Origin of the sequence: Pseudomonas sp. SWRI77 (assembly GCF_014269105.1) — a bacterium.
Classification (GTDB): domain Bacteria; phylum Pseudomonadota; class Gammaproteobacteria; order Pseudomonadales; family Pseudomonadaceae; genus Aquipseudomonas; species Aquipseudomonas capeferrum.
The window spans coordinates 136,720-161,049 of sequence record NZ_JABWRV010000010.1 but is presented as its reverse complement, the minus strand read 5'-3'; the positions used below and the strand labels follow the sequence as shown (position 1 = coordinate 161,049).

General features: G+C 62.7%; 21 protein-coding genes. 14 read left to right on the top strand and 7 right to left on the bottom strand.

What is annotated here, in order from left to right:
- Window positions 1-29: 29 nt before the first annotated feature.
- The 4 genes from HU766_RS12650 to edd all read right to left on the bottom strand — a co-directional run bounded on the left by HU766_RS12650 (window position 30) and on the right by edd (window position 5,037).
- The gene (locus HU766_RS12650; protein WP_186657155.1) at window positions 30-1,484 is read right to left on the bottom strand and encodes an ATP-binding protein; all 1,455 of its coding nucleotides are present in this window, start codon (window positions 1,482-1,484) and stop codon (window positions 30-32) included.
- The gene (gene gltR, locus HU766_RS12645; protein WP_186657153.1) at window positions 1,465-2,190 is read right to left on the bottom strand and encodes a two-component system response regulator GltR; all 726 of its coding nucleotides are present in this window, start codon (window positions 2,188-2,190) and stop codon (window positions 1,465-1,467) included. Before gltR ends, HU766_RS12650 begins: the two co-directional genes overlap by 20 nt.
- Window positions 2,191-2,254: 64 nt before the next feature.
- Complete coding sequence (locus HU766_RS12640) at window positions 2,255-3,214, bottom strand: glucokinase (protein WP_186657151.1); 960 nt, start codon at window positions 3,212-3,214, stop codon at window positions 2,255-2,257.
- A complete protein-coding gene (gene edd, locus HU766_RS12635) occupies window positions 3,211-5,037 on the bottom strand; it encodes a phosphogluconate dehydratase (RefSeq protein ID WP_186657149.1) in 1,827 nt (608 codons plus the stop codon). The genes HU766_RS12640 and edd overlap by 4 nt, the downstream gene beginning before the upstream one ends.
- Window positions 5,038-5,300: 263 nt before the next feature.
- Between edd and gap the strand changes: the two genes are divergently transcribed.
- From gap to HU766_RS12605, 6 genes are all read left to right on the top strand, one after another.
- Window positions 5,301-6,302, top strand: a complete 1,002-nt coding sequence (gap, locus tag HU766_RS12630) for a type I glyceraldehyde-3-phosphate dehydrogenase (RefSeq protein ID WP_186657145.1) — start codon at window positions 5,301-5,303, stop codon at window positions 6,300-6,302.
- A gap of 136 nt (window positions 6,303-6,438) precedes the next feature.
- Window positions 6,439-6,951 (top strand): sigma-70 family RNA polymerase sigma factor, encoded by a 513-nt coding sequence (locus HU766_RS12625; RefSeq protein WP_186657139.1) that lies wholly within the window; start codon window positions 6,439-6,441, stop codon window positions 6,949-6,951.
- A gap of 91 nt (window positions 6,952-7,042) precedes the next feature.
- Window positions 7,043-8,017, top strand: a complete 975-nt coding sequence (locus tag HU766_RS12620; RefSeq protein ID WP_186657137.1) for a FecR domain-containing protein — start codon at window positions 7,043-7,045, stop codon at window positions 8,015-8,017.
- A gap of 150 nt (window positions 8,018-8,167) precedes the next feature.
- Window positions 8,168-10,756: a TonB-dependent receptor gene (locus HU766_RS12615; RefSeq protein WP_186657135.1), complete on the top strand. Its 2,589-nt coding sequence runs from the start codon at window positions 8,168-8,170 to the stop codon at window positions 10,754-10,756.
- Between the two features lie 150 nt (window positions 10,757-10,906).
- Window positions 10,907-11,500 carry a biliverdin-producing heme oxygenase gene (locus HU766_RS12610; protein ID WP_186657132.1) on the top strand — a complete coding sequence of 198 codons (594 nt, stop codon included), beginning with the start codon at window positions 10,907-10,909 and terminating at the stop codon, window positions 11,498-11,500.
- Between the two features lie 54 nt (window positions 11,501-11,554).
- Window positions 11,555-11,968: a YbaN family protein gene (locus tag HU766_RS12605; RefSeq protein ID WP_186657130.1), complete on the top strand. Its 414-nt coding sequence runs from the start codon at window positions 11,555-11,557 to the stop codon at window positions 11,966-11,968.
- Here HU766_RS12605 and arcD (HU766_RS12600) read toward each other — a convergent pair.
- Window positions 11,948-13,375, bottom strand: a complete 1,428-nt coding sequence (arcD, locus tag HU766_RS12600) for an arginine-ornithine antiporter (RefSeq protein ID WP_033701042.1) — start codon at window positions 13,373-13,375, stop codon at window positions 11,948-11,950. The two genes, HU766_RS12605 and arcD (HU766_RS12600), sit on opposite strands and share 21 nt — an antisense overlap.
- 435 nt (window positions 13,376-13,810) lie before the next feature.
- On the opposite strand from arcD (HU766_RS12600), the gene arcD (HU766_RS12595) reads away from it, so the two are divergent.
- The 6 genes from arcD (HU766_RS12595) to HU766_RS12570 all read left to right on the top strand — a co-directional run bounded on the left by arcD (HU766_RS12595) (window position 13,811) and on the right by HU766_RS12570 (window position 20,658).
- Window positions 13,811-15,238, top strand: coding sequence for an arginine-ornithine antiporter (arcD, locus tag HU766_RS12595; protein WP_186657128.1), 1,428 nt, complete (start codon window positions 13,811-13,813; stop codon window positions 15,236-15,238).
- 32 nt (window positions 15,239-15,270) lie between these two features.
- Window positions 15,271-16,524 carry an arginine deiminase gene (gene arcA, locus HU766_RS12590; RefSeq protein WP_033701046.1) on the top strand — a complete coding sequence of 418 codons (1,254 nt, stop codon included), beginning with the start codon at window positions 15,271-15,273 and terminating at the stop codon, window positions 16,522-16,524.
- A gap of 70 nt (window positions 16,525-16,594) precedes the next feature.
- Window positions 16,595-17,605, top strand: coding sequence for an ornithine carbamoyltransferase (locus HU766_RS12585; RefSeq protein ID WP_016485079.1), 1,011 nt, complete (start codon window positions 16,595-16,597; stop codon window positions 17,603-17,605).
- Between the two features lie 90 nt (window positions 17,606-17,695).
- Entirely contained in the window at window positions 17,696-18,625 is a 930-nt protein-coding gene (gene arcC / locus HU766_RS12580; protein ID WP_033701047.1) for a carbamate kinase, read from the top strand.
- Between the two features lie 56 nt (window positions 18,626-18,681).
- Entirely contained in the window at window positions 18,682-19,050 is a 369-nt protein-coding gene (locus HU766_RS12575) for a DUF5064 family protein (protein WP_033701048.1), read from the top strand.
- A 99-nt stretch (window positions 19,051-19,149) separates the two neighbouring features.
- On the top strand, window positions 19,150-20,658 hold the full coding sequence (locus tag HU766_RS12570) for a sigma-54-dependent transcriptional regulator (protein ID WP_186657176.1): 1,509 nt from the start codon (window positions 19,150-19,152) through the stop codon (window positions 20,656-20,658).
- 85 nt (window positions 20,659-20,743) lie between these two features.
- Here HU766_RS12570 and HU766_RS12565 read toward each other — a convergent pair whose 3' ends face one another.
- Window positions 20,744-21,916, bottom strand: a complete 1,173-nt coding sequence (locus HU766_RS12565; RefSeq protein WP_186657125.1) for an MFS transporter — start codon at window positions 21,914-21,916, stop codon at window positions 20,744-20,746.
- On the bottom strand, window positions 21,909-22,721 hold the full coding sequence (locus HU766_RS12560) for an alpha/beta hydrolase (protein WP_186657121.1): 813 nt from the start codon (window positions 22,719-22,721) through the stop codon (window positions 21,909-21,911). Before HU766_RS12560 ends, HU766_RS12565 begins: the two co-directional genes overlap by 8 nt.
- 122 nt (window positions 22,722-22,843) lie before the next feature.
- Here HU766_RS12560 and HU766_RS12555 point away from each other — a divergent pair, with 122 nt between their 5' ends.
- Complete coding sequence (locus HU766_RS12555) at window positions 22,844-23,350, top strand: MarR family transcriptional regulator (protein WP_186657118.1); 507 nt, start codon at window positions 22,844-22,846, stop codon at window positions 23,348-23,350.
- A 25-nt stretch (window positions 23,351-23,375) separates the two neighbouring features.
- The gene (locus HU766_RS12550; RefSeq protein WP_033701053.1) at window positions 23,376-24,314 is read left to right on the top strand and encodes a LysR family transcriptional regulator; all 939 of its coding nucleotides are present in this window, start codon (window positions 23,376-23,378) and stop codon (window positions 24,312-24,314) included.
- Window positions 24,315-24,330 lie beyond the last annotated feature (16 nt).

The following is a 24,330-nucleotide window of genomic DNA, read 5'->3' as shown; positions in this document are numbered from 1 at the left end:
CGTTGTGTCACCGGTCAGTGACATGGCCATCAGTCCAGGCTGCGGGGTAGATGAAGGGTCACGCGCAACCCGCCCTCGCGCAAGTTCAGCAGGCTGACCTCCCCGCCATGGCTATGGGCGATGTTGCGCGCAATCCCCAACCCCAACCCGTACCCCTGCTGCTGCCCGGCCAGCCTGAAGTGCGGCACGAACACCTGCTCCTGCTGTTGCTGCGGCACCCCCGGCCCCTGGTCATCCACCTGCAGGACAAAGCCCTCGTTGCTGTCGATGATGCGCAGGCGTGCCCGCTCGCCATACTTGATGGCATTGTCGATCAGGTTGCCGATGCAGCGGCGCAAGGCCAGCGGCTTGCCCGGGTACGGCGCCAGCGCCTGGCCTTCGACGGTGATGCGGCCATCGCCCAGGTAGGGCTCGGCGAGAATCTCCAGTACCTGGTTGAGGTCGACCGGCTCGATGTTCTCGTGAATGTCGGTGTCTTTTACGCACTGCAAGGCGCCTTTGACCAACAGCTCCAGTTCATCCAGGTCTTGGCTGAACTTGGCTTGCAGGCGCTCATCTTCCAACAGTTCGACACGCAGCCGCAGGCGGGTGATCGGCGTGCGCAGGTCGTGGGAAATGGCGCTGAACAACTGGCTGCGCTCGGTCAGGTAGCGGCTGATGCGCTCACGCATGCTGTTGAACGCCCGCCCCACCTCGACCACCTCGCTACCACCGCCCTCGGGCACTGGCGCCACATCGGCACCCAGCGACAGGTCCCGCGCGGCGCGCGCCAAGCGCTTGAGCGGCCAGCTTTGCCAGTGCACCAGCAGGCCGATGAACAGCAGCAGCAAGGCCGTCGTCATCACGATGAAGCCGATTTGCTGACGCGGCAGGCGTTCGGCTTCGAGGCTGGTATACGGCTCGGGCAGCAGCGAGGCGATGTACAGCCACTCGCCTTCGCCCAGGCGAATCTGCGTGACCAGCACCGGGGGGTTGAGTGGCTCCAGGGTCAGCGAATAATGGGCCCAGGAGCGCGGCAGCTCATCGAGCTTAAGGCCGCTGTTGAAGATGCGCAGGTCATCGGGGGCGACGAACTCCACGGAAATCTCCATCTGCGCGCCCAGCCGCTCGTGCAGCACCTGCTGGAACACATTGATGACCGCCTGCTTGCGCGGTGTTATGGGCAATACCGGCATGTCCAGCGGCTTGTCGTTGAGCGACACGAAAAAACGCGTACCGCCCATGCTGCGCAACTGGTCCAGCACCATCGGCCGATAGGCCACTGGCAAAGAACGGAAATAACTGACGCTGGCACTCATCGAATGGGCCAGGCTGCCGGCACTGGCGCGCAAGCCTTGCAACTGGCTGGCACGTAGCTGGGCGACCCAGATGACGCTGGACAAGCCCTGCGCCAGCAGTACCACCAGCAAGGTCAGCAGCAGCATGCGCCCCAGCAGCGAGCGTGGCAGCAGGCGCCAACGCCGCTCAGCAAGCACAGCAGACATGGGCAGCCAGCAGGTAACCACTGCCACGCACAGTGCGGATCAGCCGCGGCGGCTTGTCGGTGTCGCGCAAGCGCTGGCGTAGGCGGCTGACCGCCATGTCGACGATACGGTCCAGCGGCATCGGCTCACGGCCACGGGTGGCATTGCCGATGGTGTCACGGTCGAGGATCTGCTGGGGGTGATCGAGAAAAAGCTTGAGCAAAGCGAAGTCGGCGCCAGACAAGATCACCTCTTCGCCATCGCGGTGGAACAGGCGGTGGCTGACCGTGTCCAGGCGCCAGTCGTCGAAGGCCAGCACGGCACTGCTCGGCGCCACCTGGCCGAACTCGGCACGGCGCAACAAGGCCTTGATCCGTGCCTGCAGCTCACGCGGGCTGAAGGGTTTACCCAGGTAGTCGTCGGCGCCCAGTTCCAGGCCGATGACCCGGTCGGCTTCGTCGGAGCTGGCGGTGAGCATGATGATGGGCACCCGCGCCTGGCGCGGGTGCTGGCGCACCCAGCGGCACAGGCTGAAGCCGTCTTCATCGGGCAGCATCACATCGAGGATGACCAGGTCGCAAGCGGTACTTTCCAGGGCCTGACGAAAGCCCTGCCCGTCGGCCTCGGCGTGAACCTGGAAGCCGGAACGGCTCAGGTAGGTTTGCAACAGCTCACGGATTTCCTGATCGTCGTCGACCATCAGGATGGATTTACCGGCAGTGCTCAAGGTGTCCCGCCCTCTTGTTGTCACAGGTCTTTCGCCTGCTGTTTCGATATTGGGCTGCTTCGCTCTATTGATCCAGCACCTGCTGCAAAGCCACCCCCGCCCCCAGCAACCCGGAAAACTCCGCCGTCACCAGCCACACTGGCACCCCGGCAAAATACCCGCTCATGCAGCCCTTGTCGGCCAAGCTCGCGGCAAACCCGCTACGCAAAAACAGCTCGGCAAACCGCGGGATCACACCGCCGACAATGTAAACCCCACCCCGGGCGCCCAGGGTCAGAACATTGTTGCCCACCACCCGCCCCAGGAAGCGGCAGAACTGCTCGACCACCGCCAACGCCCGCGGTTCGCCGCCCAGGGCGGCATCGGTAATATCGGCTGGGGTCTTGTGTCGCGGTATGTCGCCGTCCAGTGCGCAGATGGCTTGATACAAGCGCACCAGGCCACCGCCACTGAGCACCGTCTCGGCACTGACATGGCCAATCTGGCCATGAATCTGCTGGTGGATCGCCGCCTCACGGGCATTGCCCACCGGCAGGTCGACATGCCCACCCTCACCCGGCAATGCCTGCCAATGCTGTTCACCCAGGCGCAGCAGGCTGCCGACACCAAGGCCGGTACCCGGCCCGATCACCAAAGCAGGCCGCAGCGGGTCCGCCTGGCCAGGGCAGACTTCGCGGAATTCGCCCGCTTGCAGGCGCGTCATGCCCAAGGCCATGGCCGTGAAATCGTTGATCAGCAACAGCTGCTCGACCTGCAAGGTCTTGCAGAACGCACGCCGGCTGAGCCGCCAATGGTTGTTGGTGAAGCGAAACTCATCGCCATCGACCGGCCCGGCGACGGCCAGGCACACCGCCGACAGGCCGCCACGGGCAATGCCCTGATCGTGCAGGTAGGCTTCAATCGCCTGCTCGGGGCTTGTGTAGTCAGCGGTGGCGAAGACCTTCACCTGGTACAGCTGGTTGTCACGCCACAACGCAAAGCGGGCATTGGTGCCACCGATGTCGCCAACCAGCAGGTCCTTCATTTGAGGTTCTCCAGGGCCGAGGTAAAGGCGCTGGCGCCTTGCTCGGCCGAGCTGAACGCCATGCGCATGAAGCCGAACAGCTCGCGCCCGCAACCCAGGTCGTTGCCCTGAGGTGCTGGCGGCAGGTCGCGGCTGGCCAGTTCCTCGGCCGACACCTTGAGCTGCAGCGTGCCTTCGACACCATCGACCCGCACGATATCACCATCGCGCACCCGTGCCAGCGGCCCACCGTCAAAGGCTTCGGGGCAAACGTGGATGGCAGCCGGGATCTTGCCCGACGCGCCCGACATGCGCCCATCGGTGACCAGCGCAACCTTGTAGCCGCGGTCTTGCAGCACACCGAGGAACGGCGTCAGTTTGTGCAGCTCCGGCATGCCGTTGCAACGCGGCCCCTGGAAGCGCACCACGGCCACGAAATCGCACTCCAGCTCGCCGGCCTTGAAGGCGTCGGCCAGCGACTGCTGGTCGTGGAATACCCGCGCCGGGGCTTCAACCACCTGATGCTCGCGAGCGACTGCGGAAACCTTCATCACCCCACGCCCAAGGTTGCCTTCCATCACCCGCAGGCCGCCTTCGGCCGAGAATGGCCGCGCCACCGGGCGCAGGATGGTCTCGTCCAGGCTGTGCAGCGGGCCTTCGCGCCAGACCAGCTTGCCGTTGTCGAGGAATGGCTCCTGGGTGTAGCGGCGCAAGCCGTGGCCCGCGACAGTGTTGACGTCTTCGTGCAGCAACCCGGCATCGAGCAGCTCGCGGATCAGGAAGGCCATGCCGCCAGCGGCCTGGAAGTGGTTGATGTCGGCTTTGCCATTGGGGTAGACATGGGACAGGGTCGGCACCACCTCGGACAGGTCGGCCATGTCCTGCCAGGTGAGCTGAATGCCCGCCGCCTGGGCGATCGCCGGCATGTGCAGGGTGTGGTTGGTCGAGCCGCCTGTGGCATGCAGGGCGACGATCGAGTTGACCAGCGACTTCTCGTCGACGACCTCGCCCAGTGGCATGAAGCTGCCGCTGGCCTTGGTCAGGCGCGTGACCTGCTGCGCGGCCTCGGCAGTGAGCGCATCGCGCAACGGCGTATAGGGGTTCACGAACGAGGCGCCTGGCAGGTGCAACCCCATCACTTCCATCACCAGCTGGTTGGTGTTGGCGGTGCCGTAGAAGGTGCAGGTGCCGGGGCTGTGGTAGGAGTTCATCTCCGACTCCAGCAGCTCCTCGCGGCTGGCCTTGCCCTCGGCATAGCGCTGGCGCACGTCGGCCTTCTGCTTGTTGGAGATGCCCGAGAGCATCGGGCCACCTGGCACGAAAATGGTCGGCAAGTGCCCGAAACGCAGCGCGCCCATCATCAGGCCGGGGACGATCTTGTCGCAGATGCCGAGCATCAGCGCGGCGTCGAACATGTTGTGCGACAGGGCCACGGCGGTGGACATGGCGATCACTTCACGGCTGGCGATGGCCAGCTCCATGCCCGGCTCGCCCTGGGTCACGCCATCGCACATGGCCGGCACGCCGCCGGCGAACTGGCCGACCGAGCCGACTTCTCGCAGGGCCTGTTTGATCTGCTCGGGGAAGTGCTGGTACGGCTGGTGCGCCGAGAGCATGTCGTTGTAGGCCGAGACGATGGCGACGTTGGCCGCATTCATCAGCCGCAGGCTCTGCTTGTCCTGGGCGCCGCAACCGGCCACGCCGTGGGCAAAGTTGGCGCACTGCAGGCTGGCACGCATGGGTCCGTCACTGGCCGCGCCGCGAATCAGCTGCAGGTAGCGTTCACGGGTGGCACGGCTGCGTTCGACCAGCCGTTGGGTGACCTCAAGGATGCGCGGGTGCATGTACTGGACTCCAGGCTAACTGTATGGGCGGCTTACCGGGCATTTCCCCTCCAAACGATTGCGACCTAGGCTCTAGAAAAGGGCCTTGGAGGCATCGCTGAGAGGCCTGCCCGACCACTCGTTGTATGTTTAAACAAAATACTGCCACTAAAAAGGCTTGTTTTCTATCTGATAGTGAATAATCTTGTAATTCCAACAACAAAACCGTTTCAGTGAAGCCCCTTTGTGCCACAGGCCTCACTCGGACCGCCAGAGGTAACGCCATGACCCTTCGCATCGCCATCAATGGATTCGGCCGCATAGGGCGCAATGTCCTTCGCGCACTGTATACCCAAGGCTACCGCCAGGACCTGCAGGTCGTCGCCATCAACGACCTGGGTGACAGCGCCATGAACGCCCACCTGCTCAAGTACGACAGCGTGCACGGCACCTTCGACGCCAGCGTCGAAGCCGATCATGAAAGCCTTACGGTCAATGGTGACCGTATCGCGGTCAGTGCCATCCGCAACCCGGCCGAGCTGCCCTGGAAGGCCGAAGCGATCGACGTGGTATTCGAATGCACCGGGCTGTTCACCGACCGGGCCAAGGCTGCCGCGCACCTGGCTGCAGGGGCTGGCAAGGTGATCGTCTCGGCACCGGCCAAGGGGGCTGACGCCACCGTGGTGTACGGGGTCAACCATGACGTGCTGCGCGCGTCGCACCAGATCATTTCCAATGCCTCCTGTACCACCAACTGCCTGGCGCCGATCGCCCAGGTGCTGCACCGCGAGTTCGGCATCGAACAAGGCCTGATGACGACCATCCATGCCTACACCAACGACCAGGTGCTGACCGACGTCTACCACAGCGACCCCTACCGTGCGCGCTCGGCCACCCAGTCGATGATCCCGAGCAAGACCGGCGCCGCCGAAGCCGTGGGCCTGGTGCTGCCGGAACTGGCCGGCAAGCTGACCGGCATGGCGGTAAGGGTGCCGGTGATCAACGTGTCGCTGGTGGACCTCACCGTCAACCTCAAGCGTGACGCCAGCGCCGACGAGGTCAACCAGCTGTTCCAGGAGGCCAGCCGGCACTCCAAGGTATTGGGCTACAACGCCTTGCCATTGGTTTCGTGCGATTTCAACCACAACCCGCTGTCGGCGATCTTCGATGCCAACCATACCCGGGCCAACGGGCGCATGCTGAAGGTGCTGGCCTGGTACGACAACGAATGGGGCTTCTCCAACCGGATGCTGGATAACTGCCTGGCGTTGTGCAACGCACGCTGAGCCCACTTGGCCCTGTCGCCGGCGTGCCGGCGACAGGGCCGAACGGCAATCTTTACCTTTACTAAACACATCCAGGCTTGACCTTTGGTACAGATGATAAGCATTATCATTAACCTTTCGTCGGCCAGGTCCCCCTGTGAGTCAGTCCCGGTTCAACTCCGTTTTCCTCGTCCAGCGCCTCACCCTGCTGCGTACCCTGCAACGCATGGTGGGCAACCCCAGCACGGCCGAGGACCTGCTGCAGGAAACCTACCTGCGGGTTTCCCGTGCGCTGAGCGAACGGCCCATCGAACATATCGAACCGTTCGTGTTCCAGACCGCGCGCAACCTGGCCCTCGACCATTTGCGCGCACGCCGGGTGCAGTCCCGCATGCTGGTTGACGACGTGCCCGACGAGGTGCTGCACAGTGTCGCTGCGCCCGCCAGCAGCAGCGAGGACGCCGCCCACGCCGAGCAGTTGCTCAAGCACCTGAGCGTCAGCCTCAATCAACTGAGCGAGCGCCAGCAGCGCATCTTCATCCTCAGCCGCCTGCATGGCGCCACCTACCTGGAAATTGCCGAGCAACTGAACGTCTCGGCCAGCACGGTGCAGAAGGAGTTGAAACTGATCATGGCCATCTGCATGGGCGTCGCCGACCGCCTCAAGTGATGCGACCGTCGGCCAGCCGGGCAACGCAAAGCACTTGCCACACCCGGCCTTAGCCTTGATGATTCGTGAACAACCCTTGCAAGGATTCACCGTGACCGACCGCCCTGTCGCTCGCCCGACACCTGCCGGGCCCAACGCCCGTGCCCGTGCCCGTGCCCGTGCCATGGACGAGGCACTGGACTGGCTGGTACGCCTGCAATGCGCCGATGCGCACGACGCCCAGGCCTTCGAAGCCTGGCTCAGCGCCGCACCGGAAAACGCCGAAGCCTATGTTGAAGCAGAAGCGCTGTGGAATGGCACGCCATTGCACCAGGCGGCCGCGCAGCTGCATCAGGGCCAACGTCGATCCCTGCGCGGGCGCCTGCGCAGCCACTGGAAGCCCTTGGCCACCGCCGCGGTGTTGTTGATCGGCCTGTTCACCCTCGGCAACCTGCCCATGCGCCTGCAGGCCGATCACCTGACCGTGGTGGGCGAACGGCAGCGCCTGCAACTGGACGACGGCGCCAAAGTGTTGCTCAACACCAACTCGGCGTTCGCCAGTGACCTGCGAGAAGGGCGCCAGGTCGCGCGCCTGCTGCAGGGCGAGGCCTACTTCCAGGTGCCCGAGGGCGCGCAAGGGCCGCTCGAAGTCCAGGCCGGCCCGCTACGGGCCCAGGTGCGTGACACCGACTTCGCCGTGCGTTACCTCGACGGCGAAGCCCAGGTGCGGGTGCAGCGCGGTGATGTCGACTTGCAGGCCGCCAGCGACCAGCGCATCCGCCTCAGCGCCGGCGACAGCATCAGCGTCGGCCCCCAGGGCTTTGGCCAGCGCCAGCGCGCGGACATGCAAAAGGACCTGGCCTGGATCGACGGCCGCCTGGTGTTCGAGAACTGCCCGTTGAGCCAGGTGCTGGCCGAGGTCAGGCGCTACTACCCGGGCTGGATCATCAACCGCAATGCCGGCCTGGAAGACGTCGCGGTCACGGGCAACTATCGCCTCGACCAACCGCTGGAAACCCTGCGCGCCCTGGCTCACATCACCTCTGCCCAGTTGCACGAATACCCTGCTGTGGTGATTCTCAACTGAGTTGCCACTGCAGGTGCTGCGGCTGCCATAAATTATTTTTACGCAATCGCGCTACCCCGCCCGTCTCGTTATAGCCAATGCAACTGATTCTTGTTTGATAACAAGAACGGTCATCACCTATAACAGTTCGCGCGTCTGGGAGCGCTTTCGATGTCCACAGGTCCAACTCGCCCGTCCACACTTTCCCGCCGCACAGGGCAATTGTCCCTGCTGAGCCTGGCCCTGCTCGCCTGCGGCGCCTGCAGCCTGCCGGCCCTGGCCGCCGAACCTGCCCAGGCCAGCAGCCCGCGCATGGGTGACTATCGCTTCAGCATCGGCCAGCAGCCACTGGTTTCGGCCATCAATGCCTTCAGCCAGGTCACCGGCTGGCAGGTCGGCTTCAGTGCCGAACTGGCCGATGGCGTCGCCTCGCAAGGGGTGCAGGGCTCGCTGCCACCGGAGGCCGCGCTCAAGCGCCTGCTCAAGGGCACCGGCCTTGGCTATCGCAAGATCGGTAACGGCAACGTGGTGCTCGAGCGCCAGACCACGAGCAATGTCATCGCCCTGCAGCAGGTGACCGTCAGCGCCACCCGCAGCGCCCAGGACGTCAGCCAGGTGCCGAGCACCGTCAGCGTGCAGACCCGCGAGCAATTAGACCGGCAGAACGTCAACAACATCCAGGACCTGGTGCGCTACGAGCCAGGTGTTTCGGTGGCCGGTACCGGCCAGCGCAGCGGCCTGAACGGCTACAACATCCGCGGCATCGACGGTGAGCGGATCCTCACCCAGATCGACGGTGTGTCGATCCCCGACAGCTTCTTCTACGGCCCTTACGCCCAGACCCAGCGCAATTACGTCGACCCCGAGATCGTCAAGCGCGTGGAGATACTGCGCGGCCCCGCGTCAGTGCTATATGGCAGCAATGCCATCGGCGGCGCGGTCAGCTATTTCACCCTCGACCCGGACGACATCATCAAGCCCGGCAAGGACGTGGGTGCACGCCTCAAGACCGGTTACAGCTCGGCCGACGAAAGCTGGCTGACCTCCGCCACCGTCGCCGGCCGCCAGGGCGACTTCGACGGCTTGCTCCACCTGAGCCAGCGTAACGGCCACGAGACCGAGTCCTACGGTGGCCACAGCGGTGACGGCCTGGCCCGCACCGAAGCCAACCCGCAAGACGTGCGCAGCACCAACGTGCTGGCCAAACTGGGCTGGAACTACGCTGACGATGCGCGCCTGGGGTTCACCTACGAGCGCTACAAGGACGACCGCGACCAGAATATCCTCAGTGCGGTGGGTGGGCCGTTCATTCCAGGCTTCGGTGGCATGAATTCCTATCGTATGCGCCAGGGCAACGATACGGTGACCCGCGAACGCTTCGGCATCAACCATGAGTTCGGTCTCGATAGCTTGGTCGCCGACCATGTCAAATGGAGCCTCAACTACCAGATTGCCAAAACCGATCAAACCACCGATGAGCTGTATGTCGCCTCGGGTCGGCAGGTACTTCGTGAACGTCAGACCACCTACAAGGATCGCCAATGGGTCTTTGATGCCCAGCTGGACAAAGCCTTCAGCATCGGTGCAACCGATCATTTGCTGACCTACGGCACCACGCTCAAGCATGAAAAGGTCACCGGTTCCCGTAGCGGTTCGGGCACTTGCCTGAACGTTGGCGGCAGCTGCACCGCCATCGGGCAGGACAGCGCTCGCGACGGCCAGGTGCTGGTCAGCGACTTCCCGGACCCGACCATCAACACCTACAGCCTGTTCGTCCAGGACGAGATCCGCTGGAACAACTGGACCTTCATGCCAGGCGCACGCTATGACTACACGCACATGGAGCCCAAGTTTACCGATGCCTTCTTGCGTGGCCTGGAGTCCACCGGCACGGCACCCACCTCGCAGGACGACTCGGACAAGAAGTGGCACCGGGTCTCGCCCAAGTTTGGCCTGACCTACGCGTTCAACGACAACTACACCTGGTACGGCCAGTATGCCGAAGGGTTCCGCACGCCCACGGCCAAGTCCATGTACGGCCGCTTCCAGAACCTGGAGCTAGGCTACCGCGTAGAGGGCAACCCGGGCCTCGAACCTGAAAAGAGCAAAAGCTACGAAACCGGCCTGCGTGGCAACTTCGACGCGGGTAACTTCGATGTGGCGGTGTTCTACAACAAGTACCGCGACTTCATCGATGAAGATGCCGTGCAAAGCGCCAACCTGGAGCAAACCTTCCAGGCCAACAACATCAAGCACGCCACCATCAAAGGCGCCGAGGTCAAGGGCCGCCTGAACCTGGATCACTTCGGCGCGCCGCAAGGCCTGTACACCCAGGGCTCGATTGCCTACGCCTACGGTCGCAACGATGACACCGGCCAGCCGCTGAACACCGTCAACCCGCTCAAGGGTGTGTTCGGCCTGGGTTACGAGCAGCAAAACTACGGTGGCCTGCTGAGCTGGACGCTGGTCAAGCGCAAGACCCGCGTAGACGACACCCACTTCTACGCACCCGATGGCGCCAGCGCCAAGTTCCGCACCCCGGGCTATGGCGTGCTGGACCTGACCGGTTTCTACAAGGTGACCGACGACGTCACCATCAACGCCGGCCTGTACAACCTCACCGACAAGAAGTACTGGCAGTGGGACTCGGTACGCAGCTACGACGGCCAGGGTGAGGCTGCGGTAACCCAGCCAGCCAACATGGACCGCCTGACCATGCCGGGGCGCAACTTTGGCATCAATGTGGTGTGGGATATCTGATCCCTTGGTAGGCCTTGAGCGTTGCAGCGTCTGCCAGATCGAGCGCTGCAACCCTCAAGGCCACCACCCAAAAAACCCAGTTTTTTTTACTGTCCCGCCCCCGCTATTTCGTCTTGTATCTAGACGCCCCTTTTTCCAAGGACTGCCCCCATGACCGAACGCCCAGCCCTGCGCTCCCAGCGCCTCAACCAGATCACCCACGCCCCGCACACCGAGCTGGATGCCCTGGTCAAGGCCCACGCCCCCTTCGACAGCCGTGAAAACTTCGCCCGCTTCGTGGTCGCCCAGTACCTGTTCCAGTCCGAACTCAAGGCCTTGTACAACGACCCGCAACTGATCGCCATCGTCCCCGACCTGGCCGAGCGTTGCCGCGCCGAACAGGCCCGCCTGGACCTCGCCGACCTCGACACCGAAGTGCCCAGCGCAGTCCCTGGCGCGGTACAAAATCCGAGCCTGGGCGAGGCCATGGGCTGGATCTTCGTCTCCGAAGGCTCCAAACTGGGCGCTGCGTTTCTGATCAAGCGTGCCGTGGCCCTTGAGCTGTCCGACAGCTTCGGCGCCCGCCACTTGGGCGAACCGGCCGGCGGCCGTGCCGAAGGCTGGAAACAGTTCACCCGCATCCTCGATGGCCTGGCGCTGTCGGCCGAAGAAGAGGCCGCCGCCGAACGGGGCGCGGTCGCAGCCTTCGAGCGCTTCACCGAGCTGCTCAAGCACGCCTATGCGGCAGATGCCGCGCTGGTTTGACACGCTGTACCCGGCCACCCCACCGGTGGCCGAACCGTTTTTCGCAGTGAGACCATGACCCAACCTGCCCGCTCGAAACTCGCTCGTTTGCTGTATGGAATCCTGGCTTACGTAAGCCTGGGGGTTGGCCTGGTCGCGATCGTCATTCCCGGCCTGCCGACCACCGAGTTCATCCTGCTGGCCGCCTGGGCAGCCACCCGCAGTTCACCGCGCCTTTCTGCCTGGCTGGAGAATCACCGGTTGTTCGGGCCGATTCTGTTCAACTGGCGCAATGGCAAGGTGATCCAGCGCCGGGCCAAGGTCAGCGCCACCATCAGCATGCTGCTGTGCGCAGGCCTGATGCTGGCCTTCCTCGAACACCACTGGCCGGTGTTTCTGGCAATCAGCGGCATGACCCTGGGCAACCTGTGGATCTGGTCGCGCCCAGAACAAGCTTGCGTAGCCGGGTCACAAGCTCAGCAACCCTGAATACAGGGCATACGCCGCCAGCGCAGCGCCCGCCAGCACCGCAGCGAAAATCAGCTTCTCCCACGTGGTGAACAGGGTCTGCCCCTGCTCGTGCTTGGCCCTGGCGAACAGAATCACACCGGGGGCATACAGCAGCGCCGACAGCAGCAGGTACTTGAGCCCACCGGCGTACAGCAACCACACCGCATACAGCAGGGCAACCATCGCCACCAGCAGGTCCTTGCGCCGCAGGCCCGCTTGCCCGGCGTAGGAGTCTCCACGCAGCGCCAGCAACACCGCATACGCCGCCGACCACAGGTAAGGCACCAGAATCATCGACGAAGCCAGGTAGATGAGGCTGGTGTAGGTCCCGGCCGAAACCAGGGTGATCAGCAAGAAGCCCTGGATCATGCAGTTGGTCAGCCACAGGGCATTAGCCGGCACATGGTTGGCGTTTTCCTTGGCCAGAAAGCGCGGCATGGTCTTGTCACGCGCGGTGGCGTACAGGATCTCGGCGCACAGCAATGCCCATGAAAGCAAGGCGCCGAGCAGTGAAACGGCCAGGCCGATACTGATCAACAATGCGCCCCACGGGCCAACGATGTGTTCGAGCACCGATGCCAATGACGGGTTCTGCAGCCCGGCCAGCTCCGGTTGGGTCATCACCCCCAGCGACAGCACGTTGACCAGCACCAGCAGCGCCAGCACGCCCAGAAAGCCGATCACCGTGGCCTTGCCCACATCCGACCGGCGCTGTGCACGCCCGGAATACACGCTGGCGCCTTCGATGCCGATGAACACGAACACGGTGACCAGCATCATGTTGCGCACCTGGTCCAGCACATTGCCGAACTGCGGGTTGCTCAAGCCCCAGATATCACGGGTGAAGATGTCGGCGCGAAAGGCAAACGCCGCGATGACGATGAAAATCAGCAACGGCACCACCTTGGCCACGGTGGTCACCTGGTTGATGAACGCCGCTTCCTTGATGCCGCGCAACACCAGAAAGTGCACAGCCCACAGCAGCAGCGAGGCGCAGCCGATGGCGATAGGCGTGTTGCCCTCGCCAAACACCGGAAAATAGAACCCCAGCGTACTGAACAGCAGCACGAAATAGCCGACGTTGCCGAGCCAGGCGCTGATCCAGTAGCCCCAGGCCGAGGAGAAGCCCATGTAGTCGCCAAAGCCCGCCTTGGCGTAGGCATACACGCCCGAGTCCAGTTCAGGCTTGCGGTTGGCCAGGGTCTGGAACACGAACGCCAGGGCCAGCATGCCAACCGCCGTGATGCCCCAACCGATCAGTACCGCGCCGACATCGGCACGCGCCGCCATGTTCTGCGGCAGCGAGAAGATCCCGCCACCGATCATCGAACCCACCACCAGTGCGATCAGCGCGCCCAGGCGCAGCTTCTGTCCCGGTTCGCTCATGTGCCTCCCTTTTTTTCACCCGCTGTCATTCGTTTGAAACAGCCATGCCGGCCATATTAAGCGCGGTGGCTTATATGGGTTAACGCCATAAAAGCTATAGCACTCATAACTGCTTTGTCTATGCCAACCCTCTGTAAAAATTAGCAGCTGCCCAGCAACTAGGGAAGGCGCTGTTAAAACTCGAAATTCTTGTGAAAAATTTGCGAAAGCCTCAAAAACGGCTAGCTTCAAGCAGCGCAGGCCGAACAGAGCGTTTGCTCTAGTAGGACATGGAGGTGCCAGCCCACAAGGCCTGCGGCAAAGCTGTCGGCACTCTCCAGGAGCCATGTGAAGGATTTTTCCTACTTCACATGACCATGAACTGACCCACGTCAGCGAATGGCCCCGGCGTCGGATTTATTCTGTCGTCAACTTTCTCCTGGCAGGAGTTGTTAAATGTCTGATTCATCCGGAAAATTAAAACTCGGTGCGCTAGTTGCACTTGTAGTGGGTTCAATGATCGGTGGCGGGATCTTCTCGCTGCCCCAAAACATGGCGGCCAGCGCGGGGGTTGGCGCGGTGCTTATCGGTTGGGCCATCACCGCGGTCGGCATGCTGACCCTGGCGTTCGTGTTCCAGACCCTGGCCAACCGCAAACCTGACCTGGACGGCGGGGTTTACGCCTACGCCAAGGCCGGTTTTGGTGACTACATGGGCTTCTCTTCAGCCTGGGGTTACTGGATCAGTGCCTGGTTGGGCAACGTCGGTTACTTCGTGCTGCTGTTCAGCACCCTCGGTTACTTCTTCCCGATCTTCGGTGAGGGCAACACGCCCGCCGCGATCATCGGCGCTTCGATCCTGCTCTGGGCCGTACACTTCCTGGTGCTGCGCGGCATCAAGGAAGCGGCGTTCATCAACCTGGTAACCACCGTGGCCAAGATCGTGCCGCTGGTGCTGTTCACCCTGATCTGCCTGTTCGCCTTCAAACTCGACGTGTTCACCGCCGACATCTGGGGCCTGGGCACACCGGAGCTGGGCAGCGTGATGAATCAGGTGCGCAACATGATGCTAGTCACCGTCTGGGTGTTCATCGGCATCGAGGGCGCGAGCATCTTCTCGTCACGGGCGGAAAAACGCGCTGACGTGGGCAAGGCCACCGTCATCGGCTTCGTCACCGTGCTGCTGTTCCTGGTGCTGGTCAACGTGCTGTCGCTGGGCATCATGACCCAACCGGAACTGGCCAAACTGCAGAACCCGTCGATGGCCGCCGTGCTTGAACATGTGGTCGGCCACTGGGGTGCGGTGCTGATCAGCGTCGGCTTGATCATCTCGCTGCTCGGGGCCCTGCTGTCATGGGTGCTGCTGTGCGCCGAGATCATGTTCGCCGCCGCCAAAGACCACACCATGCCGGAGTTCCTGCGCCGCGAAAACGCCAATCAGGTGCCAGCCAACGCCCTGTGGCTGACCAACGCCATGGTGCAGATCTTCCTGGTCATCACACTGTTCTCCAGCAGTACCTACCTGTCGCTGATCTACCTCGCCACCTCGATGATCCTGGTGCCTTACCTGTGGTCGGCGGCGTATGCATTCCTGTTGGCACTGCGCAACGAAACCTACGAGCAAGCCTTGGCCGAACGCAAGAAGGACCTGTTCATCGGCGCCATCGCTCTGCTGTACGCCATCTGGCTGCTGTACGCCGGCGGCGTGAAATACCTGCTGCTCTCGGCCTTGCTGTATGCCCCGGGGGCCATCCTGTTCGCCAAGGCCAAGCGCGAGGTTGGCCAACCTATCTTCACCAACGTGGAAAAACTGATCTTCGCGGCCGTGGTCGTCGGCGCCCTGGTGGCTGCCTATGGCCTGTACGACGGCTTCCTGACCCTTTGACCCACGTCTTCGCACACATGGAGGAATGAACAATGTCCGCTGAAAAACAGAAGTACGGTGTCCACTCCGAAGCCGGCAAACTGCGCAAAGTGATGGTCTGCTCCCCAGGCCTGGCACACAAGCGCCTGACCCCGAGCAACTGCGATGAACTGCTTTTCGACGATGTAATCTGGGTCGACCAGGCCAAGCGCGACCATTTCGACTTCGTCACCAAGATGCGCGAGCGCGGCGTCGATGTACTGGAAATGCACAACCTGCTGACCGACATCGTGCAAGACAAAGAGGCCCTGAAGTGGATCCTCGACCGCAAGATCACCCCTGACACTGTCGGCGTAGGCCTGACCAACGAAGTGCGCAGCTGGCTCGAAGGCCTTGAGCCACGCCATCTGGCCGAGTTCCTGATCGGCGGCGTGGCAGGTCAGGACCTGCCGCAGAGCGAAGGCGCCGATGTGGTCAAGATGTACAACGACTACCTGGGCCACTCCAGCTTCATCCTGCCACCGCTGCCCAACACCCAGTTCACCCGTGACACCACCTGCTGGATCTACGGCGGCGTTACGCTCAACCCGATGTACTGGCCGGCGCGACGCCAGGAAACCCTGCTGACCACCGCCATCTACAAGTTCCACAAGGAGTTCACCGGTGCCGACTTCCAGGTCTGGTACGGCGACCCGGACAAACAGCACGGCAACGCCACCCTCGAAGGCGGTGACGTGATGCCGATCGGCAAGGGCATCGTGCTGATCGGTATGGGCGAGCGCACCTCGCGCCAGGCCATCGGCCAATTGGCGCAGAACCTGTTCGCCAAAGGCGCGGTGGAAAAAGTCATCGTCGCCGGCCTACCGAAATCGCGCGCCGCGATGCACCTGGACACCGTGTTCAGCTTCTGCGACCGCGACCTGGTCACGGTCTTCCCGGAAGTGGTGAAAGAGATCGTGCCGTTCATCATCCGCCCCGACGAAAGCAAGCCTTATGGCATGGACGTGCGCCGCGAGAACAAGTCGTTCCTCGACGTGGTCGGCGAACAACTGGGCGTCAAGCTGCGCGTGGTCGAAACCGGTGGCAACAGCTTCGCCGCCGAACGCGAGCAGTGGGATGACGGCAACAACGTGGTGGCGGTAGAGCCCGGCGTGGTCATCGGCTACGACCGCAACACCTACACCAACACCCTGCTGCGCAAGGCCGGTATCGAGGTCATCACCATCAGCGCCGGCGAACTTGGCCGGGGCCGTGGCGGCGGCCATTGCATGACCTGCCCGATCGTCCGCGACCCGCTCGACTACTAACGACCATCACACCCGGCCGCCTCCACAAGACTGCGGCCGGGCACCTCACCGAATTCAAGGAGAAACCGTCATGGCGTTCAATATTCACAACCGCAACCTGCTCAGCCTCGAACATCACACCACGCGCGAGCTGCGCTACCTGCTGGACCTGTCCCGCGACCTCAAGCGCGCCAAGTACACCGGTACCGAACAGCAGCACCTGAAGGGCAACAACATTGCCTTGATCTTCGAGAAGACCTCGACCCGCACCCGCTGCGCCTTCGAAGTCGCGGCCTATGACCAGGGCGCCAACGTCACCTACATCGACCCCAACTCCTCGCAGATCGGCCACAAGGAAAGCATGAAGGACACCGCCCGCGTGCTCGGGCGCATGTACGATGCCATCGAGTACCGTGGCTTCAAGCAGGAAATCGTCGAAGAACTGGCGAAGTTCGCCGGCGTGCCGGTGTTCAACGGGTTGACCGACGAATACCACCCGACCCAGATGATCGCCGACGTGCTGACCATGCGCGAGCACAGCGACAAGCCACTTCACGACATCAGCTACGCCTACCTGGGCGATGCCCGCAACAACATGGGCAACTCGCTGCTGCTGATCGGTGCCAAGCTTGGCATGGACGTGCGCATTGCCGCGCCGAAGGCGCTGTGGCCGCATGACGACCTGGTCGAACGCTGCAAAAAGTACGCTGAAGAAAGTGGCGCCCGCATCACCCTGACCGAAGACCCGAAAGCTGCGGTCAAGGGCGTAGACTTCGTGCACACCGACGTGTGGGTATCGATGGGCGAGCCCATCGAAGCCTGGGGCGAACGCATCAAGCAGCTCAAGCCTTACCAGGTGAATGCCGAGCTGATGAAGTCTACCGGCAACCCGCGCACCAAGTTCATGCACTGCCTGCCGGCCTTCCACAACTCCGACACCAAGGTCGGCAAGCAGATTGCCGAACAGTACCCGGACCTGGCCAACGGTATCGAAGTGACCGATGACGTGTTCGAGTCACCGGCCTGCATCGCCTTCGAGCAAGCGGAAAACCGCATGCACACGATCAAGGCGATCCTGGTGTCGACCCTGGCTGACCTCTAAAGGCCACACCGGCCCCGATGGCGCGCGGGCTTGCCCGTGCCCGATCGGGGCTGCGTCGACCGTCAAAATTCCCGATAAAGGACATTCCCCATGCGTATCGTTGTTGCATTGGGCGGCAACGCCCTGCTGCGTCGCGGCGAGCCCATGACCGCTGACAACCAGCGCGCCAATATCCGCACCGCCACCGAGCAGATCGCCAAGATCCACCCCGGCAACGAGCTGGTCATCGCCCACGGCAACGGCCCGCAGGTAGGCCTGCTGTCACTGCAGGCGCTGTCTTACAAGCCCGACGAAGCCTACCCGCTGGACGTGCTCGGTGCCGAGACAGAAGGCATGATCGGCTACATGATCGAACAGGAGCTGGGCAACCTGCTGGCGTTCGAAGTACCGTTCGCCACACTGCTCACCCAGGTTGAAGTGGACGCCAACGACCCCGCTTTCAAAGACCCGACCAAGTTCATCGGCCCGGTCTACAGCAAGGAAGAGGCCGAGCGCCTGGCCAAGGAAAAAGGCTGGGTGGTCAAGCCCGACGGCGACAAGTACCGCCGCGTGGTGGCCAGCCCCAAACCCAAGCGCATCTTCGAGATCCGCCCGATCAAGTGGCTGCTGGAAAAGAGCAGCATCGTGATTTGCGCCGGCGGCGGTGGCATCCCCACCATGTACGATGAAAACCGCAAGCTCAAAGGCATCGAAGCGGTCATCGACAAAGACCTGTGCTCTGCCCTGCTGGCCGAGCAATTGGAAGCCGACCTTCTGATCATCGCCACCGACGTCGATGCGGCCTACATTGACTGGGGCAAGCCCACGCAAAAAGCCATTGCCCAGGCCCACCCCGACGAACTCGAACGCCTAGGCTTCGCCGCCGGCTCCATGGGGCCAAAGGTGCAAGCGGCCAGTGACTTTGCCCGTAACACCGGCAAAGTGGCGGTGATCAGCTCGCTGGAAAACATCGAGGACATCGTCAAAGGCACCGCGGGCACCCGGGTTTCCACCGCCACGCCTGGGATCAGCTACCGTTGAATGCAGTGGGCGGGCGCCTGGCGTCCGCCATTTTCGACCTTCCAAAGGAGCTTGCCATGGCCCAGTACCACCCTGGTCATGTACACATCGAGCGCAGCGCGCTGAACACCAATGACCACAGCTATGACCTGAACATCGAATACGAGGCAGCGTCGGATCCCAAGGAAGGCAGAGGCATTCAGTTCCACATGCATGGCAGCATCGAAGGCAAGACGGTGGACGAAAAGTTCTTCCTGGCCAAGGACCAAGTGCTGCCCAGTTTCCTCATGCTGTTGACCCGCAAGGCCCAGTCCTACCTGGCCCCGCCGAAGAAATTCGAGAACCTGGGGTCGCCGCACAAGATCTATGACTTCATGTTCAGCGATATTCGCGAAAAACTCGAGGTGAAGTCGGGCGACCCGATCAAGCCTGAACATCTGGAGTAACAATGAACTGGGGCTGCTGTGCAGCCCCGGCAGTGTTGGGCCAAGCCCGCCTATCAAGGCATACTACGGCCCTCCCCGGCCATGACCAACCGCCTCCCCATGCGCATCCACGTCAGCTTCATCGACCGCGTCGGCATCACCCAGGAAGTCCTCGCCCTGCTCGGTGCCCGCCACCTCAACCTGGACGCCGTGGAGATGGTCCCGCCGAACGTCTACATCGACGCCCCAACCCTCAGCCCCGCCGTGCTCGAAGAGCTGCACGACGCTTTGTTCGACGTGCAAGGCGTGCAGTCGGTGGATGTGGTCGACATCCTCCCGGGCCAACGCCGCCACCTGCAGCTCGATGCTCTGCTCGCGGCCATGAGCGACCCGGTACTGGCCGTGGACAGCGCAGGCCTGGTGTTGCTGGCCAACCCGGCGCTGATTGCCCTGTGCGGGCGCGAATCGGCCGGGCGCTCGGTGGGCGAACTGTTCGGCGACAACGGCCTGCTGCAGGCCCTGCAGGACAACAACTTCCACCTGCCGATGCGCGAAATGCAGCTCAACGGCCAGAGCCTGTTGCTCGACGCCACGCCCATCACCAACGCCGGCGGCCTGCTGACCCTGTACCCACCGACGCGCATGGGGGAACGCCTTTCGGCGTTGCACCATGACCATGCTGAAGGGTTCGACGCGCTGCTCGGCGAATCACCGGCCATCCGTACCCTCAAGGCCCGCGCATTGCGTGTGGCGGCCCTGGATGCGCCCTTGCTGGTACACGGCGAGACCGGCACGGGCAAAGAGCTGGTGGCCCGTGCCTGCCATGCCATCAGCAGCCGCCACGCTGCGCCGTTTCTGGCCCTGAACTGCGCCGCGCTGCCCGAGAGCCTGGCCGAGAGCGAGCTGTTCGGCTATGCCCCAGGCGCCTTTACCGGCGCGCAACGGGGTGGCAAACCCGGGTTGATGGAACTGGCCAACCAAGGCACGGTATTTCTCGACGAAATCGGCGAAATGTCGCCGTACCTGCAGGCCAAATTGTTGCGTTTTCTCAGCGACGGCAGCTTCCGCCGCGTGGGGGGTGACCGTGAGGTGAAGGTGGATGTGCGGATCATCAGCGCTACCCACCGCGACCTGGAGCACATGGTGGCCGAAGGCACCTTCCGTGAAGATTTGTTCTACCGCCTCAACGTGCTCAACCTGCAAGTGCCGCCCTTGCGTGACCGTGGCCAGGACATCCTGATGCTGGCGCATTTCTTCATGCAGCAGGCCTGTACGCAGATTCAGCGCCCCGCTTGCCGCCTGACCCCGGCCACCCATTCGGCGCTGCTGGCCAACCCTTGGCCAGGTAACGTGCGGCAATTGCAGAACGTGATTTTCCGCGCGGCGGCCATTTGCGAAAGCAACCTGGTGGACATTGGCGACCTGGACATCGCTGGCACCTCGGTGGCCCGTGGCCAGGATGGCGAAGTGGCGAGCCTGGAGCAGGCCGTGGCGAACTTCGAACGGGAGCTGTTGCAGCGCTTGTATGCCAGCTATCCGTCGACACGGCAGCTGGCCGGCAGGCTGCAAACTTCACACACCGCCATTGCACAGCGGCTGCGCAAGTACGGCATACCGGGAAAATCATAAGATTTGTTGAAAAATCAGCGGCATGCGTGCGGCCGAACTGGCACGCACGCTCGGTAACCGGAATAGGCGCGTCAGCCTTGCCGATTCAAGCCTGACGAACCATGGCTTCTTTGTGCCGCAACGGCGGACGCAACAGTGTGCTCAACCCCAGCAGCACGAAGGCGCCGATCATCATCACCGCCCAAGCCCAGTGCAATGAGCTGAGCTGGTCACGCACGATACCGGCGAGCAGTGGCATGCTGGCGGCGATCAGGTACCCACCACCTTGCACGAACGCCAACAGCGCGCCAGCCTTGGCCGGTGAATCCGCGTGGTCCATGGCAACGATCAACGAGAGTGGGAAAAGCGCCCCAATGCCCAGGCCCAGACACACGGTGGCCACGGCCGCCAACGCTACCGGCGCGACCATCAGGCAGGCCAACCCTGCTATCAATAGCAAAATGACCCACACCAAGGGGTATCTGCGATCCGCAAAGCGCTGGATCAAGGATGACACGAGCAAGCCGGCGAGCACTTCGGTGACGGTCAATGCCCCCAGCAGGTAACCCGCCTCGGCTGCTGTCCACCCCAACTCGATGTAGAACGGCGGCAACCAGGCCAGCACCAAGGTGTAGGCACCTGTGCCAATGCCGAAGAACAGCAACAGCAACCAGGCCCGCGGGCTACGGTAGGGCAATGTGGCCGACACCTGTCTGCCAGGGGTCCCACGCGCTAGCAGCAGCCAGACGATCAGGGCGACCAATGCCGGGACGGCAGCGTAGCCCAACGACAGTTGCCAGCCGAAAAGGCCGGCGCCAGGTGCTGCCGTGGCGGCGGCCAACGCGGCGCCCGCCATGATACCGGTGGTGAACAAGCCCATCAGCATGCCAGCACTTTGCGGATGGCTGCCCTTGAGGAACGCCGGCATCAGCGCCTGAATGATCGCAATGCCGATACCACCCAGTGCCGCTGTGGCGATGAGCGCTTCGGCAGTGCTGACGTAGGCGCGTGCAGCGCAGCTCAGCGCAATCAGCACAATGCCTGCAGCCACGCCCTTGGTCTCACCGACCAGACGCAGCAGCCAGGGGCCGGACAACGCGAACACGCCCATCATCATCACCGGCAAGGTCGTCAGCAGGCCGGCTTGGGTGTTGCTCAGCCCCAGGTCGTGCTGCAGCAATTGCAGCAGCGGGCCGATGGCAGCCATGACCGGGCGCAGGTTCAAGCCGATCAGTATCGCCAGCAACCCGACGCAGGCTTTGTTGGGGGTATCAGTCATGATGGAGGGGCTCCTGCAGGAACGCAGCGGTTGCCTGGTTGAATGCCTGTGCGAGCGGTACGTTGAATACGTGCCCCTCGCCCGCGAGGGTGGCCAGGCGAGCGTGACCGATGTTGTTGCAGATGGCTTCGGCTTCGGCGCTCGGGCTGATCGGGTCAAATTCTGCGGCGAGTACCAGTGTGGCGGCCTGAATGCGTTGCAAATCGCCAGTCAGGTCGTACTGCTTCATGCCCTCGCACCAGCGGATCTGGTTGTGCGCCCTTAACTGCGCGGCCTGGGCGTGCCACGCCTGGTAAAGCCGCTGACCACGGGGCGAGGCGGCGAAGTCCGCACCGACCAATGCGGGCCAGCTCGACTTGAAGTGTTTAAGGCAACCATCCTGCTTGCCCAAGGCGGCCGCCCACTCGCTGAGCAGTCCCTTGCGATGTGCAGTGTTCATGCTGGCGAACGTGCCGGCAACGATCAGTTTCTCTACTGCGTGCGGGGCATGACAGGCCATCTCAAGGGCCACCATGCCCCCCAGGGACAAGCCGACCAGCTGGACGCTGTCGAGCCCGAGGTGGTCCAGCAGCGCCAGTATTTCCAAGGCTTGGGCATGGGCGGTGATGCCTTCGGGGGCATCACTGGATGCACCGTGCCCTAGCAGGTCGGGTACGATGACACGGTGCCCGAGGCCAAGCAGCGCGCTGAGCTGCGGCATCCACGCCCTGCCGCTGTTGGCAAAGCCATGCAGCAGGAGTACAGGGCTGCCGGAGCCGGTGTCATGATAATAGTGACGGTGCTGTCCATGTATGAAAAAAGCCATGCTGCCTCCTGATCCTTGAGCTTCATCGCGCCAAGATAACTTAACGTTAAGATTGTTAAAAGGCGCGGGGGTTCAGAAGGTGCGTTGGTTAAACATTTCCAGGTTCAACGATGAGTGCAGCAATGAACGATCATGTCGATTTCGTCGTCGCGCAGTGGGCGCAGGCGATGCCTTCCGTGGATGTTTCCTCCATGGAAATTTTTGGCCGAATGGCGCGTATCAGCAAGCACCTGGAGCGCATGCGTGCAGAAGCCCTGGCGCAGTATGGCTTCAAAGAGGGCGAATTCGACGTCCTGGCAACCTTGCGCCGTGCAGGGGCACCCTACCGCCTGACGCCAACCGAACTGTATCGCTCGTTGCTGATAACGTCCGGCGCGATGACCAACCGCTTGACGAGACTGGAAAGCGCCGGGATGGTCGAGCGCATTGCCGACAATCAAGACAAGCGCAGCTCCCAAGTGGCCCTCACAGCACAGGGCAAGGCATTGATTGATAAGGCAGTCCTTACCCATACTGAGATCCAGGAGCTGGTACTGGCCCCCCTGAGCGCCGAGCAGCGTGAACTATTCGCGCAGGTGTTGAAGCAAATGCTCGCTCATCTGCCAGGTGAGGGTGCGCCCAGGCAATGAACTGGAAAATTCAGGAGGAATTTTCATGCTTCACAGCAATTACCTGAAGCAATTGGATCTGCAGGACATCGTGGTGTTCATCAACCTGCTCGAACTGCGCAGCGCCAAGCGGACTGCCGAATTGATGAATATCAGCCAGCCCACCGTCAGTTATTGCCTGAAGCGCCTGCGCGGGTGCTTCGACGACACCCTGTTCTCGTCTTCGCAAGGGGTGCTGAAACCCACCACCAAAGCGGAAAAGATTGCGCCGTACCTTCGCGTGGTGGTCGAGTCCGTAAACCGCTGCGCCGAGGACGACAGCAGCGCCTCGCCACAAGCACAGCGCAAGATCTGGCGCATCTGCGCGCCCGAGTATTTCGAACTTTCCTTCTTGCCGCAGGCGCTGGCAGTACTGTCACGTACACACGGCAATACCTCGCTGCACCTCGATCGCTTAAGCCGTGACCTGCCGGTGGACCGGCTGATTTCAGGCGACATCGACATTGCCATCGGCTTCGGCCCGGGCTATCACCAGATGCACCCCGAGCTGCAATGGCAACCGGTGCTCAGTGATGATTTCGTGTGCGTGACCAGCCAAGGCATGCTGGCCAGTGAAGAGGCCATGAGCCTGGACGAGTTCTGTGCTTCGCCCCATGTGTTCCCGACACCGTGGATATCGGAAAAGAACATGGTCGACAGCTGGCTGGACAAGGTTGGCCGATCACGCAACGTGCTGGTGCGCGCCAATGGTTACCAGGCCTGCGTGAATATTGTGGCCGCCGTGCCAGCCACGGTGGCACTGCCCGCACGCCTGTTGCCGCACCTGCGCATCGCACCTGGGCTGAAGGTCTGCACACCGCCGCTGGGCTTCCCCAGTTTCACCCTCGACATGATCTGGTCGCGCGATCGCAGCGACAGCAAGGATATTTCCAGCCTGCGCGCACTGGTCGAAGCGGTGGCGCAAACGCTGTTGACGGAACGATGACCCCGCTTTATTAAAT

What these genes read in the sequence shown, in the direction of transcription:
- HU766_RS12650 (WP_186657155.1), bottom strand. Translation starts at nt 1,484, where the DNA reads ATGTCTGCTGTGCTTGCTGAGCGGCGTTGGCGCCTGCTGCCACGCTCG.
- HU766_RS12640 (WP_186657151.1), bottom strand. Translation starts at nt 3,214, where the DNA reads ATGAAGGACCTGCTGGTTGGCGACATCGGTGGCACCAATGCCCGCTTT.
- edd (WP_186657149.1), bottom strand. Translation starts at nt 5,037, where the DNA reads ATGCACCCGCGCATCCTTGAGGTCACCCAACGGCTGGTCGAACGCAGC.
- gap (WP_186657145.1), top strand. Translation starts at nt 5,301, where the DNA reads ATGACCCTTCGCATCGCCATCAATGGATTCGGCCGCATAGGGCGCAAT.
- HU766_RS12615 (WP_186657135.1), top strand. Translation starts at nt 8,168, where the DNA reads ATGTCCACAGGTCCAACTCGCCCGTCCACACTTTCCCGCCGCACAGGG.
- HU766_RS12610 (WP_186657132.1), top strand. Translation starts at nt 10,907, where the DNA reads ATGACCGAACGCCCAGCCCTGCGCTCCCAGCGCCTCAACCAGATCACC.
- HU766_RS12605 (WP_186657130.1), top strand. Translation starts at nt 11,555, where the DNA reads ATGACCCAACCTGCCCGCTCGAAACTCGCTCGTTTGCTGTATGGAATC.
- arcD (WP_033701042.1), bottom strand. Translation starts at nt 13,375, where the DNA reads ATGAGCGAACCGGGACAGAAGCTGCGCCTGGGCGCGCTGATCGCACTG.
- arcD (WP_186657128.1), top strand. Translation starts at nt 13,811, where the DNA reads ATGTCTGATTCATCCGGAAAATTAAAACTCGGTGCGCTAGTTGCACTT.
- arcA (WP_033701046.1), top strand. Translation starts at nt 15,271, where the DNA reads ATGTCCGCTGAAAAACAGAAGTACGGTGTCCACTCCGAAGCCGGCAAA.
- HU766_RS12585 (WP_016485079.1), top strand. Translation starts at nt 16,595, where the DNA reads ATGGCGTTCAATATTCACAACCGCAACCTGCTCAGCCTCGAACATCAC.
- arcC (WP_033701047.1), top strand. Translation starts at nt 17,696, where the DNA reads ATGCGTATCGTTGTTGCATTGGGCGGCAACGCCCTGCTGCGTCGCGGC.
- HU766_RS12575 (WP_033701048.1), top strand. Translation starts at nt 18,682, where the DNA reads ATGGCCCAGTACCACCCTGGTCATGTACACATCGAGCGCAGCGCGCTG.
- HU766_RS12570 (WP_186657176.1), top strand. Translation starts at nt 19,150, where the DNA reads ATGCGCATCCACGTCAGCTTCATCGACCGCGTCGGCATCACCCAGGAA.
- HU766_RS12565 (WP_186657125.1), bottom strand. Translation starts at nt 21,916, where the DNA reads ATGACTGATACCCCCAACAAAGCCTGCGTCGGGTTGCTGGCGATACTG.
- HU766_RS12560 (WP_186657121.1), bottom strand. Translation starts at nt 22,721, where the DNA reads ATGGCTTTTTTCATACATGGACAGCACCGTCACTATTATCATGACACC.
- HU766_RS12555 (WP_186657118.1), top strand. Translation starts at nt 22,844, where the DNA reads ATGAACGATCATGTCGATTTCGTCGTCGCGCAGTGGGCGCAGGCGATG.
- HU766_RS12550 (WP_033701053.1), top strand. Translation starts at nt 23,376, where the DNA reads ATGCTTCACAGCAATTACCTGAAGCAATTGGATCTGCAGGACATCGTG.